Here is a 13,457-nt window from a genome sequence, read left to right as displayed (position 1 = left end):
GAACGGAGTGAGGCACGGCCTTTGTCATCGACGTTGTTGCCGTGATGGCCGCAGGCCATCCGAGCGGGAACGAGGTCGGTTCAGAAGAACTGGAACAGGTCGTCGCGCTCCGCTTCGTGCAGGTGGTGGCGGACCGCTTCGGTCAGGGCGTCGATGTTGCCGCGTTTCGCCGAGATGGGGGCGACCGTCTCCTGCCACTGTTGCCACGGCGGATACAGGCCCAGACGGTCACACAGGTCGTTCAGCCGTTCGTCCTCGTCGTCGACCTTGTCCATCTTGTTGACGGCGACGACGGGTTCGATACCCACCTCCCGCAGGAAGTGGAACATCTCAACGTCGTGGGGAATCTCGTCGGGACCGCTGTGGCGGTCGATGATGTCGATGACGGACTTCCCGTCGACGACGAGGATGCCGACGAGAATCTTGTCGGCGTTGGCCTCGACGTAGCGGACAACGTCGGTCTTTATCTGCTCGCGAACCTCGTCGGGAACCCCTTTCATGAATCCGAAGCCAGGGAGGTCCGTCAGGACGAAGTCGGGACCGGCCCAGTCGTAGTGGTTGGGACTGCGGGTGACGCCGGGCCGTTGACCGGTGTCGAACGTGTGGCCGGTGAGTTCGCGCATCAGCGTCGACTTCCCGACGTTGGACCGGCCGACGAGAACTACCTCGGCGTCCCGGTTCGGGCGTTCGTCGAACATACCCCCGATACAGTGCCGACGGGGAAAAGCGCGTCAGTTCGCGTCCGCCGCATCACCCGCCTTTTTGTCCGCCGCCCACTCACCGATAGCCGTGCGTCTAGTCCACCTCTCGGTCCCGACGGGCAAGCGCGAGGCCGCACTCAGCGTGTTGGACGACGAGGGCATCGACTACGTCGTCAGCGCCGAAGACAGCGGCCGGGACATCGCCATCATCGTCGAGTTTCCGCTACCGACGAACGCGCTGGAACCCGTCCTCGAAGCGCTCCGCGAGGTCGGTATCAACGACGACACCTACACCGTCGTCGTCGACGCCAACACCGTCATCTCTCGGCAGTTCGACGAACTCGAAGAGCGCTACGCAGAGGAGGAAGACGAGGACCGTATCGCCCGCGAGGAACTGACTTCGAAGGCCAACGAACTCGCGCCGTCGCTGCCCACCTACGCCATCATGACCGTCATCAGCGCGGTCATCGCCACGGCCGGTCTCCTACTGGACTCACCGGCCGTCGTCGTCGGGTCGATGGTCATCGCGCCGCTCATCGGCCCGGCGATGACCGCCAACGTCGGCACGGTGGTCGACGACCAAGAACTGTTCAGACGCGGGGTCAAACTGCAGGCGTTCGGCCTCGTGTTGGCCATCGCCAGCGGGACGGTGTTCGCACTGGTCGTCCGGACGGCCAACGTCATCCCGCCTATCGCCGACGTCACGTCGGTCGGGCAGATACGCGAACGCATCGCGCCGGACTTCCTCTCGTTGGTCGTCGCGTTGGGGGCGGGTGCGGCGGGCGTCATCAGCCTCACGTCCGGCGTCTCGACGGCGCTGGTCGGCGTGATGATTGCCGTGGCGCTCATCCCGCCCGCCGCGACGGTCGGTATCGGTATCGCGTGGGGCGAACCGCTGGTCAGCCTCGGGTCGGGCGTCCTCCTGCTAGTGAACGTCCTCTCCATCAACCTCGCCGTCCTCGTCGGCCTGTGGTACCAGGGCTATCGGCCCGAACACTGGTTCCGAGAGGACAGCGCCCGCGCGGCGACGATAAAACGCATCGGCGTCCTCGTGGCCGCTATCCTCGTCCTCTCGGCCTTCCTCGGCGGCGTCACCCTCGACTCGTACCAGCGGGCGACGACCGAATCCGAGATACAGGCGAGCATCGAGGAGAGCGTCGACCCGCCGGTGCGCGTCCTCGACGTGACGGTCGAACAGACCAACACCGTCATCTTCCAGCAACCGCGCCGCGTCGTCGTCACCGTCGGCATCCCACCCGACGCAGACCAACCGAATCTGGTCGGCGAACTCGACGCGGTGGCCGACGAGGCCGCGGGTCGGGACGTGTCGACCGAGGTCCACTACGTCGTCGTCCAGCGCACGGACTGACGCTCAAATCCGGTTTTGAACGTTCGACGACATAAATACGGAGCGTCGCGTCCGTAGTGGTATGGTATCCAAACCACTCGCAGTCGCGGGCGCACTGGCCATCCTGCTGGCCGGTGGCGTCGGGTTCGCACTCGCAGACAGCGGCGGTGTCCAGTCGACGGAGAACGCCACCGTCAGCGTCAGCGCCGACGCGACGGTCGAACGCGCACCGGACCGAGCGACGGTCACCGTCGCCGCCGTCGGCCGCGGCGAGACGGCCGCCGAAGCGCGGAACAACCTGAGCGGCGACGCCGACGCCGTCCAGGAGGCCCTCGATGATGCGGGCGCGAACGTCACCTCCTCGCGGTTCAGCATCTACCCCGAGTACGAGCGCACCGAGATGGGGCGTGAACAGGTCGGCTACGTCGCCGTCCACACCGTCGAGGCCGAAACCGGCGACGTGGACTCGGTCGGGAATCTCATCGACGCCGCCGTCGACGCCGGTGCGGACCGCGTCGAGGGTATCCGCTACGAACTGAGCGAAGAGACCCGGCAGGCCGCCCGCGAGGAGGCCTTGACGACGGCGATGGACCGCGCCCGCAGTGACGCCGAAGCGGTCGCCAGCGCCGAGGGCCGGTCCGTCGACGGCGTGTTGACCATCCAGACCAGCGACAGCGGGCGCTACGTCGTCCGCACGGAAGCGGCGATGGCCGCCGACGCTGGCGGGAGCACGACCATCTCGCCCGGACCCGTGACCGTCGACGCGACGGTGTCGGTGACCTACGAACTCGGATAGGCGACGGACTACGGCCGCTCCCCAACCCTTTGGGGACGAAGTTTCATTTTTCCGCCACCGGTAGCACCCACAGCATGGTCGCAGGTGGTCCGCTCGTCCAAGTCGGCGTCATCGTCCTGTCGGTCCTCGGGTTGTGGGTCGGAGCGCGACTCCTCGTGGACGCCGTCGTCCGACTCGCCCGCCGGTTCGGCTTGTCGGACCTCACCATCGGACTGACCATCGTCGCCGCCGGAACGTCGACCCCGGAACTGGCCGTCTCCGTCGACGCCGCGCTCAAGGGATTGGGCGACATCGCCGTGGCGAACGTCCTCGGGTCGAACATCTACAACCTCGCGTTCATCCTCGGCACCGTCTCGCTGATTCGGGCGCTCCCGATTGCCGAGTCACTGGTCCGTCGTGATGGCCTCGCACTACTCGTCAGCACCCTCCTCGGTAGCATCGTCCTGTTCGACGGGACGGTGACCCGACTCGAAGGCGCGCTGCTGGCCGGATTGTTCGTCGCCTACACCGCGTACCTGCTCCGGAGCGGACAGTCGGCAGGCGGGGAAACGCCGTCGGCGTCCGACGAAGCGGTGACGCGAGCGGTCACCGACCGGGTCGCCTTCCGCGGCCGGGACGCACTGCTGTTGGTCGCGGGGCTGGCACTCGTCCTCGTCAGCGGCGACTACATGGTCCTCGCGGCGTCGGCACTGGCCCGCGGCGCGGGCATCTCCGAGTGGGTCATCGGGGGGACCATCGTCGCGGCCGGAACCTCGACCCCGGAGTTCGCCGTCTCGCTGGTGGCGATTCGGCGCGGCAGCCTCGGCGTCTCTGTCGGGAACGTCGTCGGCAGTAACATCTACAACATCACGGGTATCGTCGGCATCGCGGCCGTCGTCCGCCCCTTGGCGGCGAGCGGGACGGTGACGACGACGCTGCTGTGGCTTGGCGCGCTCTCCGTCGTCGTGGTCGCGGCGCTGTGGACCGGACGGGTACTCTCCCGACTCGAAGGGGCGCTGTTCGCCGCCTCCGAGATGGTCCGGTGGGCGCTCGGCCTCGCGGGGATACTCGGCTGACCCGCGCTTACTCGTCGTCGAACGGGAGTTCGATTTCGTAGCCGACGGCGTCGATGGCCGCCTGCAACACGGCGTCGACGTTGTCGTCTTCGGTGACGCTCATGTAGTGGTCGGCCACGACGTCGGTCGAGCGGTCGCTCTTGTTGGCGATGGTCAGCACCGGCGCGTCGAAGCGCGACTCGATGTCGTCCCGGAGATCCAGTTGCTGGGAGAGCGGGTAGCCACACTCCTCGCTCGGGTCGACCAGCACGAGGACGGCGTCCGCGAGGTGTTCCAAGGCGCTGACCGCCTGCGATTCGATTTCGTTGCGGTCCTCCGGCGGTCGGTCGAGCAGTCCCGGCGTGTCTACGAGTTGGTAGCGGATGCGCTGGTCCTCGAAGTGGCCGACGCGAATCTGGGTCGTGGTAAAGGGGTACGAGGCGATTTCGTTGTCGGCGCGGGTGACGCGGTTGACGAACGAGGACTTCCCGACGTTCGGGTACCCCGCGACGACGATGGCGGGTTCGTCCGGTCGGATGTCCGGGAGCACCTTCAGGGCGTCCCGCGCCGTCGAGACGGCCGCGAGGTCGTCCGAAATCTCTTCGACGATGTCCGCGATGCGGGCGAACGCCTGCTTGCGGAGTTTCCGCGCCGTGTCCTTGTCGCCCCGGACGAGGCGGCTCTCGTACTCCTGGCGAATCTCCTTGGTCTTCCGGCCCGCCCACGAAACCGCCGAAAGGTGCTGTTTCAGCGCGTCGATACCGTCGTCTTTCTCGGCGGGGTAGGCCTCGCCGAGGACGGCGTCGGCCAGTTCGACGTAGAAGGGGTCCAAGTCGTCGATGGTCGGCCACGACTGGGCGACGTTCTGGAGGTTGTCAGAGACGATGTTCGAGGCCGTCATCAGCATCGACTGCTGCGCTTCGACGCCCTCTTTCGCACCGCCCGCGCGCTTCGCCCGCGAGAACGCCTTGTCCAGTACCTCCTCAGATGTCGGCGTCGTGGGTAGATTCTCGAAAGGATGGCTCATTGCGGCGGTGTAGACGGCCGGGGCGTAAAAGCGCGTCCAATCGGTGACAGGCGTGTGAGACGTGTGCGTGGCGGTCGCCCCCAACCAGTTGCGAGCCACGTTTTTCCGCCTCCGTCCCCCAGTCTCGGTATGGCACACATCGACGCCAGCGAGATTCTGCCCAACGAGCACGTCCAGCAGATGGCCGCCGCGGGCCGGGTCACCCAGATGCACCGCGGCCACCGCTACGCCGACGAGGGCGACACGTTCGATATCGACGGCCAGACGTTCGAGGTGACCGACGTGACCGAACGGACGCTCGGCGATATGACCGACGAGGACGCCCAGCGCGAGGGGTCGGAGGACTTAGCGGCCTACCGGGAGCGACTGAAACGCGTCCACGACGAGTTCGAGTGGGACGACGACAGCGAGGTCGTCCGACACAGGTTCGCCCCGGTCGAGAAGTAGTCTCAGAACCCGCCGTAGCGCAGGTACACCATGTCGAGGATGAGCAGGAGTTGGACGAGTCCCTGCACGCCGCCGAGCATGGCGTTCTGCTGGCCGATGGCCGAGATAACGCTCGCGTCGGGCGCGGCGGAAGTCATCTGCCGGTAGATGCGGATTTCGCCGGGCATCAGGAAGCCAAAGCCCTGCACCGAGAGGACGGTGACGAGAACGAGAGCGACGGCGATGGCGGGCGAGGTCATCTGGAACTGGCCGATGGTCGTCGCCACCCACGCCAGCGACCCGACGGTGCCGACGGCGAACGCGGCCCGCCAGCGCCAATCGGACCACGCGTTCAGCCGCCACCCCAGCAACAGCAGGATTGGGACGACGTTCGCCGCGGTGAACAGCGCCAGCCACGACCCCGAGTGCGGGAAGATGCCGAGACGGAGCGCGAGCGTCAGGCCGCCAGCGATGGTCAGGAACGCCATCGACGGGAGGAAGAAGGCCGTCTTGGGCGTCAGTCGCTCGAAGACGGCGGCGCTCTCCTCCTCCCCGAGGCCGCCGATGACCGGTCCGAGGACGGCGCCGATGAAGATGTCCGTCCCCGTCCACAGCAGGCCCGCCATGACGTGGACGTAGGTGTGGTGCTGTACCGACGCGACCGTAGTGGCGTAGACGAGGGCGAGAATCGAGACGCCGACGACGCCGCCCGCAAAGGCCGGGTTCGCCCGGCGCGCCATCCCAGCTATCGTCCCCCGTATCGTGTTCCCACTCATGCCTGTGTGGGCACGTAGTGTCAACTTAATTGTACCGCCGCGGTCGCCGAGAACAGTGCCTCCTGCTCAGTGACTCACTCCGTTCCCCGCGTCGTGTCGAGACCACCCGCGTGGCTCGGCGTCTCGCTGCTCACGGGTCGCTCGGTCCCTCGCTACCGTCGCTCGGCCAACTCCGCCCGCAAGTCCTCGACGTCCATGTCCTTCATCGCCAGCAGAACGAGCAGGTGATAGACGATGTCGGCGGCCTCGTGGGCCAGTTCCTCGTGGTCGTCGTCTTTCGCCGCCAGAATCAGTTCCGTCGTCTCCTCGCCGAGTTTCTCCAAGACGGCGTTCTCGCCTTTCTCGTGGGTAAACAGCGACGTGGTGTAGGAGTCCTCCGGCAGTTCCTCCTTTCGGGACTCGATGACCGCGAACAGGTCGTCGATGACGTCGTCGGCGTCGTCCATACGCCGCCAGTCGTCGGCGGCCGCCTTCAGGCCGTCGAAGCGTTACGACTCGACGTTCTCGAAGAAAGCCAGGTCGTGGATGCGCGGGTCGTCGGTGAGTTCCGGGTGAAAGGAGGTGCCGACGACGGGGCCGTCCCGCACCGCGACGGCGCGGTCGTCCCACGAGGCCAGCACGTCCACGTCGTCGGCGACGTAGTCGATGAGCGGCGCGCGGATGAACACCGCCGGGAACGGCGAGGCGAGGCCGTCGATATCGAGGGGGGCCTCGAAGCTGTCCTTCTGTCGGCCGAAGGCGTTGCGTTCGACGGTCACGTCGACGAGGTTCAGCGTCTCCACCCGGTCGTCGTGGGCGTCACTGGCGGCGACGATGAGACCCGCACACGTCGCCAAGACGGGCTTCTCGGCCGCGACGTGGGCCTCGATTTCGCTCGCGATGCCCTCGCGGTGGATGAGTCGGGAGATGGTCGTCGACTCGCCCCCGGGCATCAACAGCACGTCACAGTCGGGGAGGAGTCCGGACTTGCGTATCTCGACGACATCGGCCGTCTCGCCGTGGGCCGCTGCGGCCCGTTCGATAGCCTCGGCGTGTTCGGAGACGTCACCCTGCACGGCGAGGACACCTGCCCGTAGCGTCATACCCCGCGGTAGGTCGGCAACTGTCAAAACCTTCTCGTCTTCACGGAGAATTGCGGCGACGGCGGCGCGACGGCTGTCGGGAGCCAAACCGTTAGGTTGCGCCCACCCCACGAGTGAGCTATGGGAAAGCGACGGCGTGACCCGGTCGCCTCGAACGCGGACCGGTCGACGGACCTCTACGAAATCGCGAACTGGGAGGTCCGGTCCCGGTTGGACCGCTTCGCGCACTGGCTCTACTACGCGGGCCTGTCGACGCTCCGCGTGTTGGTCGTACTGGTCGCCGTCGGCATCCTCGTGCTGCAGATAGCGTTCGGGAGCCTCGGCGCGCTCGGCGTCCAGCCGCTCTTTGCCGGTCTCGCGGCGCTCTCTGCCGTTCCCGCCCTCCTGCTCGCGGCGTACATCTGGTACGCCGACGTGACCACGACGGAGCCACTGACCCTCCTCGTCGGGACGTTCCTGCTCGGCGTCCTGTTCGCCGGGTTCGCGGGCCTGCTGAACGTCGCGCTCGGCGGCCCCGTGCAGGCCATCGGCTCCGGGTTCGGCCTGTTCGAACCGGCGGGGATGGTGTTCTTCTTCTTCCTCGTCGTCGGCCCCGTCGAGGAGAGCGTGAAACTGCTGGCCGTGCGCCTCTACGCCTTCCGCGACGACCGGTTCGACGCGGTCATCGACGGCGCGGTGTACGGCGCGGCGGCGGGACTCGGCTTCGCCACCATCGAGAACGCGCTGTACATCGTCCAGAACACCGAAGTCGTTACCGGGACGCTCGCCGCCATCGACGCCGGGAGCGACATCGCGGCGGTGCGGGCGCTGGCCGGACCCGGCCACGTCATCTACTCGGCGTTCGCGGGGTACTACCTCGGACTGGCGAAGTTCAACCCGGACGACGCCGGGCCAATCGTCCTGAAGGGCCTGCTCATCGCGACGGTCATCCACGCCACGTACAACACGCTCGCCGGACCGGTGACGTTCCTCGTCTCGAACCTCTACGGCGTGAGCCAACTCGTCGCGTTCTTCGGGTTCGTCCTCGTCTACGACGCGATATTCGGCCTGTTGTTACTGCGGAAACTCGACGCCTACCGGAAGGCGTACAAGGACGCACACGCCACCCCGGAGCCGACCTACGAGAGCCAACAGACCGAGTTCGACCCCTAACAGAGCTGTTCGACGTACTTCGCGACCACGTCGACTTCCAGATGGACGGGGTCGCCGACGGACTTCGCAGAGAGCGTCGTCTCCTCGTACGTCGTCGGGATAATCGCCACGTCGAACCCGTCCTCGTCGCGCGCCGCGACGGTCAGGCTGATGCCGTCGACGGTGATAGAGCCCTTCTCCACGAGGTAGTCGCGCTGGGCGTCCGGAAGCGAGAACGTGAACGTCCAGTCCTCACCCTCTCGCTCGATGCCCACGACTTCGGCGGTGGCGTCGACGTGGCCCTGCACGATGTGGCCGTCGAAGCGCCCGTCGGCGGGCATCGCGCGTTCGAGGTTCACCCCGTCGCCCTCCGAGAGGTCGTCGAAGTAGGTCCGGGCGAGCGTCTCGCGGGCGAGGAACACCTCGAACCACTCCCCGTCGGCGAAGTCCTCGACGGTGAGGCAGGCCCCACTGACGCTGATGGACTGACCGTGCGCGAGGCCCTCGAACGGCGCGCCGACGCGGACCCGTCGGCCGCCCTCGTCGTCTACGACTGCCTGTACCTCGCCGGTGGCCTCGACGATGCCAGTGAACATACCCGCCCGTACGGAAGTGGTCCCGAAAGCACTTCTGCTCGGTCGGCGACGCCGATTCCGGCGACCCGCGCCGTCAGTAACTCGGAACCGAGTAATTTTGTTTCGTAATTTTCCACAAGTAATTTACTCGTGAGCGCCGTATCGTGGTGTATGCCTGAGATGGCTGCCCCCGACCCCGACGACGGTGACTGGACGCGCAGACACGGTCGCATGCGTCCGCGAGAGAAACGACCAGTCGCCGTTTACGACCCCGAAGACGGCTGGAAACGCCGCCACGCAGAAACCGACCGCAACCGCAGCGATTAGCGCTGTAGCACTTCGACGCCGACGAGTTCCGCGCCGGTGAGCGCCCGGATGTACGCGCCCCCGGCGATGGAGACGTGGCCGAACTCGTCTTCTTCCATCCCGTACATCTCGATAGCCCGAGAGGTGTCGCCGCCGCCGACGACCGAGAAGCAGTCGGTGTCCGCGATGGCCTCCAGCACGCCCGCCGTGCCGACGGAGAAGCGCTCGTCCTCGAACATGCCGAGCGCGCCCTTCACGAAGACGGCCTCGGAGTCACGGATAATCGGCGAGTACTCCATGACCGTCTCGCTCCCCACGTCGAGGTAGGAGACGGTCTTCTCCTCGATGTCGTCGACGGACTGCTCGGCGCGCGACCCGTCGTCCTCGTACGCGAGGTCGACGGCGAGCGTAATCTGGTCGCGGTGTTCGTCGAGCATCGACTCGATTTTCTCGCTGTTGGCCTCCCACTGGTGGTCGTACAGGTCGGCGTCGTCGATGTCGTAGCCGACCGGGTAATCGGCCGCGCGCAGGAACAGTTCGCCGGCGATGCCGCCCAGCAGGAAGTCGTCGACCTTCTCGTCCAAGTGAGTCATCACGTCGATGACGTCCGTCGCCTTGGTGCCGCCGACGACCATCGTGACGTTGCCCTCGAACTCCTTCTCGGCGATGGCGGTGTTGGCCTCGTACTCCGTCTCCATGACGCGGCCCGCGTAGGCGTCCATCACCAGCGGGAAGCCCACGAGCGAGGCGTGCGAGCGGTGGGCCGCCGAGTAGGCGTCGTTGACGTACGCGTCGAACTCCGGGGCGAGGGTCTGGACGAACTCCGTCTCGGCTTTCACCTCGGGGTCTTCCTCGGGCAGTTCCTCGTCGCACATCCGCGTGTTCTCCAAGACGAGCACGTCCCCGCCCGAGAGGTCGTCGATGGCCGCCAGCGCGTCCTCGCCGAAGGTGTCGGCGACGAAGTCGACGGGGCTGTCGATGTGGTCTTCGAGGATGTCGGCGTGTTGGGAGAGCGAGATGAAGTCGTCACGGCCCGGGCGGCCCTGATGGGCCATGACGGCGGTTTCGAATCCGCGGTCGACGAGTTCGCGAATCGTCTCGGCGTGGCGGTCGAACCGCCGGTTGTCCCGTACCTCGCCGTCCTCGACCGGAGAGTTGAGGTCGAGTCGGACGAGGACGCGCTGTCCGTCCTCGATGTCGTCGAGCGTCTGGAAGGTCATCACGCGAAGACACACCCGCCCCGTGCTTAGGCGTTTCCGAGTCTCGCGGGCCAGCGACCGACGTGCGCGAAAGCGCCGCCGCTGGCGGGTCTGTGAAAAACGGTGCGTGGCCGACGGCCTACTCCTCGGTGATGTACTGCGCCACGTCGAGCATCCGGTTCGAGAAGCCGTACTCGTTGTCGTACCACGTCAGAATCTTCGTCATGCCGCTGACGATGTTCGTCGAGGAGAGGTCGACCTGCGAGGAGTACGGGTCGCCGAGGATGTCCGTCGAGACGACGTCTTCCGTGGTGACACCGAGGACGCCTTCCATCTCGCCTTCGGCGGCTTCCTCGAACGCGGCGTTCACGTCGGCTTCCGTCACTTCCTCGTCGAGGTCCACGACGAACTCCGTGATAGAGCCGTTCGGGACCGGGACGCGGATGGCCATCCCGTCGAGTTTCCCCTCAAGTTCGGGCAGGACCTCGGTGGCCGCCTGTGCGGCACCGGTCGACGTGGGGATGATGTTCTCGGCGGCGGCGCGGCGGCGGCGCGGCTTGCTGTTGGGGCCGTCCATGAGGTTCTGCGAGCCGGTGTAGGCGTGGACGGTCGTCAGCTGTCCCGCGTTGATACCGAACTCACGGTCGAGCACCTTCGCGACGGGCGTGATGGAGTTGGTCGTACAGGAGGCGTTGGAGACGATGTCCTCGCCGTCGTACTCGTCGTGGTTGACGCCGTAGACGATCTGCTTGACCGGCTCCTCGCCTTTCGGCGGCGCGGAGATGACGACCTTGTCGGCACCCGCTTCGAGGTGCTGGCTGGCGTCTTCCTTCGTGCGGAAGATACCGGTCGCCTCGAACGCGACGTCGACGTCGAGGTCGTCCCACGGGAGTTCCGTCGGGTCCGTCTCGTGGAAGACGCCCGCCTCGAAGTCGGTGCCGTCGACGGTCAGGACGCCGTCGTCGACGCTCGCGCCTTCGAGGTTGCCCATGACGGTGTCGTACTGGGCGAAGTAGTCGATTTCGTCGTCGTCCATCACGTCGTTGATGCCGACGATTTCGACGTCGTCGTTCTCCAGCGAAGCGCGGAATACGTTGCGGCCGATACGGCCGAAGCCGTTGAGGCCAACACGAACTGGGTCGCTCATACCGCCTAGAAAACCGCTTGTACCCAGTAAAGTGTTTTCGGAGTTGCGTCAACGTGTGTTTATTTGTGACCATTTTCTACCGATGCTGTGTGTACCTGTCGCATAGTGAATCGTTCGTACCGACTGTCAACCCGCCGTCGTAGCAAAGACTGAGGGCGTCAGAAGGCTTTTCAGACAGAGCGACGTACCCACTCACACCGATGAGACGGGACGATAACGACGACCCTTTCGACGAGTTTTTCCGTGAAATCGAGCGGATGATGGACGAGATGATGGGGTCCGAAGGGGACGTACACATCGAACGCGGCGGCACGCCCGACGGTGCCGACTTGCACGTGGACGTTCACGAGACAGCCGACGAAATCCGCGTCGTCGCCGACATCCCCGGCGTGGACAAGGACGCCATCGAACTGAAATGCGACGGGACGGTCCTCACTATCGACGCCGGGACCGACCAGCGAGAGTACCACGAACGACTCACCCTCCCCAGTCAGGTCGACGAACACTCCGCGGCGGCGACGTACAACAACGGCGTCCTCGAAGTCACCTTCGACCGCGAAGAGGACTCCGCGGACATCGAGTTGTAGGGTCGCCTTTCGTCCCCCTCCACCTTTTTCGTCGTCAGGTCGCCTGCGGCGACCGCTCCTTGAAAAACGTGGTCTTGCTGAGCGAAGCAAGGCTCGTCAGAGCGTCGCTCTGACGGCGGCGAAAAAGGCCGGACGCTCACTTCGTTCGCCTCCGGTCGAACGACGTTACCGCTCCGCAGTCCGCCGAATTAGCCCCGCCAAATCGTCCCAGAACCCGTCTTCGTACTTCGTCGCGCTGTCGATGGTCGGCCGCGCGTTCGTCTCGTTGACCACCGCGCGGTCCTCGGTCACGAGCAAGTCCACGCCGAGGTACGGGATGTCCAGCACCGCGGCGGTTCGCTCGGCGAGCGTTCGGAGGGCGTCCGGGAGGTCCACCCCGTTCGCCTCGGCCCCGCGGTGGACGTTGTGCTTCCAGCGGCCGCGTTCGCGCGCGTCGGCGGGGAGTCGGCGTTCGACCGCACCGACGAACTCGCCGTCGACGACCATCGCGCGGTAGTCCCGCGCGTCCGGGAGGTACTCCTGCACCAGAAACGACCGGTCGCCCGTCGCGCGGTAGTCGTGAACCAAATCGAGATAGTCCGCGACGCCGAGGAAGGAATCGAGGTCGTGGACCGTCGTGACGCCGACGCCCCGAGTCGTGGAGTTGGGCTTGACGACCACCGGCGGGTCGAGTCGCTCGAACGCCGCCGCGAGGGCCGCCTCGTCGGCCGGGTTCGACACCATGACAGAGTCGGGGACCGGTACGTCTGCTCGGCCGAGTCGCGTGAGCACGTCGGCCTTGTTGCGCGAGCGCAGGATGGCCTCGCGGTCGTTCACCCACGGCACGTCGAGCATCGCGTCGGCGACGGCTCCCTCCATGATGCGCGACGGGTAGACGAACCCAACGTCGTAGCCGTCGAACGGGTTCTCGGTCAGGGAGACGGCGCGCTCGCTCGTCTCGACGTGGCCGACGGCGATGTCTCGGGCGGCCAGCGGGTCCCGCATCCGCTCGAACGTCTCGGCGCGGGTCGCGACGGCGAGGTCAAGCATGGCTCCGAGTTAGCGCGCACCGGCAAAAATCCGCTGGCGTCCGGTCACTCCTCGCTGTCGCCACCCCGACCGCTGAGCACGAGCCACGCGAGGATGACCGCACCCTCCGCCCGCGCGATGCTGTACACCCACGGTTTCAGCTCCACGTCGCCGTCCTCGGCCGCGAGGTTCATCCAGAAGTCGACCATCTGCTTCGGCGCGAGCAGTTCGACGACGGCGACCACGAGCAGTAGTAATCTGAGTACCATGTGGGACACTACGACGTGTTAGCTCAATACAATTTCGGCCCCGAG

At 66.2% G+C, this 13,457-nt stretch carries 16 protein-coding genes; 6 read left to right on the top strand and 10 right to left on the bottom strand.

Features of this window, described 5'->3' with window-relative positions; translation table 11 throughout:
• Window positions 1-80: 80 nt before the first annotated feature.
• Complete coding sequence (gene engB, locus NJQ44_RS03225) at window positions 81-698, bottom strand: GTP-binding protein EngB (protein ID WP_254273246.1); 618 nt, start codon at window positions 696-698, stop codon at window positions 81-83.
• Between the two features lie 91 nt (window positions 699-789).
• On the opposite strand from engB, the gene NJQ44_RS03220 reads away from it, so the two are divergent.
• From NJQ44_RS03220 to NJQ44_RS03210, 3 genes are all read left to right on the top strand, one after another.
• Window positions 790-2,070 (top strand): TIGR00341 family protein, encoded by a 1,281-nt coding sequence (locus NJQ44_RS03220; protein ID WP_254273245.1) that lies wholly within the window; start codon window positions 790-792, stop codon window positions 2,068-2,070.
• Window positions 2,071-2,131: 61 nt separating this feature from the next.
• A complete protein-coding gene (locus NJQ44_RS03215; protein ID WP_254273244.1) occupies window positions 2,132-2,845 on the top strand; it encodes an SIMPL domain-containing protein in 714 nt (237 codons plus the stop codon).
• A 74-nt stretch (window positions 2,846-2,919) separates the two neighbouring features.
• Window positions 2,920-3,900: a calcium/sodium antiporter gene (locus NJQ44_RS03210; protein WP_254273243.1), complete on the top strand. Its 981-nt coding sequence runs from the start codon at window positions 2,920-2,922 to the stop codon at window positions 3,898-3,900.
• A gap of 7 nt (window positions 3,901-3,907) precedes the next feature.
• Here NJQ44_RS03210 and NJQ44_RS03205 read toward each other — a convergent pair whose 3' ends face one another.
• On the bottom strand, window positions 3,908-4,906 hold the full coding sequence (locus tag NJQ44_RS03205) for an NOG1 family protein (protein ID WP_254273242.1): 999 nt from the start codon (window positions 4,904-4,906) through the stop codon (window positions 3,908-3,910).
• A gap of 129 nt (window positions 4,907-5,035) precedes the next feature.
• Between NJQ44_RS03205 and NJQ44_RS03200 the strand changes: the two genes are divergently transcribed.
• Window positions 5,036-5,353 carry an ASCH domain-containing protein gene (locus NJQ44_RS03200; RefSeq protein WP_254273241.1) on the top strand — a complete coding sequence of 106 codons (318 nt, stop codon included), beginning with the start codon at window positions 5,036-5,038 and terminating at the stop codon, window positions 5,351-5,353.
• A 2-nt stretch (window positions 5,354-5,355) separates the two neighbouring features.
• Here the strand turns inward: NJQ44_RS03200 and NJQ44_RS03195 are convergent, their stop codons facing one another.
• The 3 genes from NJQ44_RS03195 to pdxT all read right to left on the bottom strand — a co-directional run bounded on the left by NJQ44_RS03195 (window position 5,356) and on the right by pdxT (window position 7,190).
• Complete coding sequence (locus NJQ44_RS03195) at window positions 5,356-6,072, bottom strand: hypothetical protein (RefSeq protein ID WP_348533094.1); 717 nt, start codon at window positions 6,070-6,072, stop codon at window positions 5,356-5,358.
• A gap of 188 nt (window positions 6,073-6,260) precedes the next feature.
• Entirely contained in the window at window positions 6,261-6,554 is a 294-nt protein-coding gene (gene hisE / locus NJQ44_RS03190; RefSeq protein WP_254273239.1) for a phosphoribosyl-ATP diphosphatase, read from the bottom strand.
• 42 nt (window positions 6,555-6,596) lie between these two features.
• Window positions 6,597-7,190, bottom strand: coding sequence for a pyridoxal 5'-phosphate synthase glutaminase subunit PdxT (gene pdxT, locus NJQ44_RS03185; protein ID WP_254273238.1), 594 nt, complete (start codon window positions 7,188-7,190; stop codon window positions 6,597-6,599).
• Between the two features lie 120 nt (window positions 7,191-7,310).
• Between pdxT and NJQ44_RS03180 the strand changes: the two genes are divergently transcribed.
• Complete coding sequence (locus tag NJQ44_RS03180) at window positions 7,311-8,342, top strand: PrsW family intramembrane metalloprotease (protein ID WP_254273237.1); 1,032 nt, start codon at window positions 7,311-7,313, stop codon at window positions 8,340-8,342.
• Here NJQ44_RS03180 and NJQ44_RS03175 read toward each other — a convergent pair.
• The 3 genes from NJQ44_RS03175 to gap all read right to left on the bottom strand — a co-directional run bounded on the left by NJQ44_RS03175 (window position 8,339) and on the right by gap (window position 11,548).
• A complete protein-coding gene (locus tag NJQ44_RS03175) occupies window positions 8,339-8,917 on the bottom strand; it encodes a riboflavin synthase (protein WP_254273236.1) in 579 nt (192 codons plus the stop codon). The genes NJQ44_RS03180 and NJQ44_RS03175 overlap by 4 nt on opposite strands.
• A gap of 302 nt (window positions 8,918-9,219) precedes the next feature.
• Complete coding sequence (locus NJQ44_RS03170) at window positions 9,220-10,422, bottom strand: phosphoglycerate kinase (protein ID WP_254273235.1); 1,203 nt, start codon at window positions 10,420-10,422, stop codon at window positions 9,220-9,222.
• A 118-nt stretch (window positions 10,423-10,540) separates the two neighbouring features.
• Window positions 10,541-11,548, bottom strand: coding sequence for a type I glyceraldehyde-3-phosphate dehydrogenase (gene gap, locus NJQ44_RS03165; protein WP_254273234.1), 1,008 nt, complete (start codon window positions 11,546-11,548; stop codon window positions 10,541-10,543).
• 200 nt (window positions 11,549-11,748) lie between these two features.
• Here gap and NJQ44_RS03160 point away from each other — a divergent pair, with 200 nt between their 5' ends.
• Window positions 11,749-12,135, top strand: coding sequence for an Hsp20/alpha crystallin family protein (locus NJQ44_RS03160; protein WP_254273233.1), 387 nt, complete (start codon window positions 11,749-11,751; stop codon window positions 12,133-12,135).
• 165 nt (window positions 12,136-12,300) lie between these two features.
• On the opposite strand, the gene NJQ44_RS03155 is transcribed toward NJQ44_RS03160, so the two are convergent.
• Window positions 12,301-13,164 (bottom strand): ATP-grasp domain-containing protein, encoded by an 864-nt coding sequence (locus tag NJQ44_RS03155; protein WP_254273232.1) that lies wholly within the window; start codon window positions 13,162-13,164, stop codon window positions 12,301-12,303.
• A 44-nt stretch (window positions 13,165-13,208) separates the two neighbouring features.
• Window positions 13,209-13,412 carry a hypothetical protein gene (locus NJQ44_RS03150; RefSeq protein WP_254273231.1) on the bottom strand — a complete coding sequence of 68 codons (204 nt, stop codon included), beginning with the start codon at window positions 13,410-13,412 and terminating at the stop codon, window positions 13,209-13,211.
• Window positions 13,413-13,457 lie beyond the last annotated feature (45 nt).

Origin of the sequence: Haloarcula marina (assembly GCF_024218775.1) — an archaeon.
GTDB lineage: Archaea > Halobacteriota > Halobacteria > Halobacteriales > Haloarculaceae > Haloarcula > Haloarcula marina.
The sequence above is the reverse complement of the archived record's forward strand: the minus strand, read 5'-3'. Positions and strand labels throughout refer to the sequence as shown.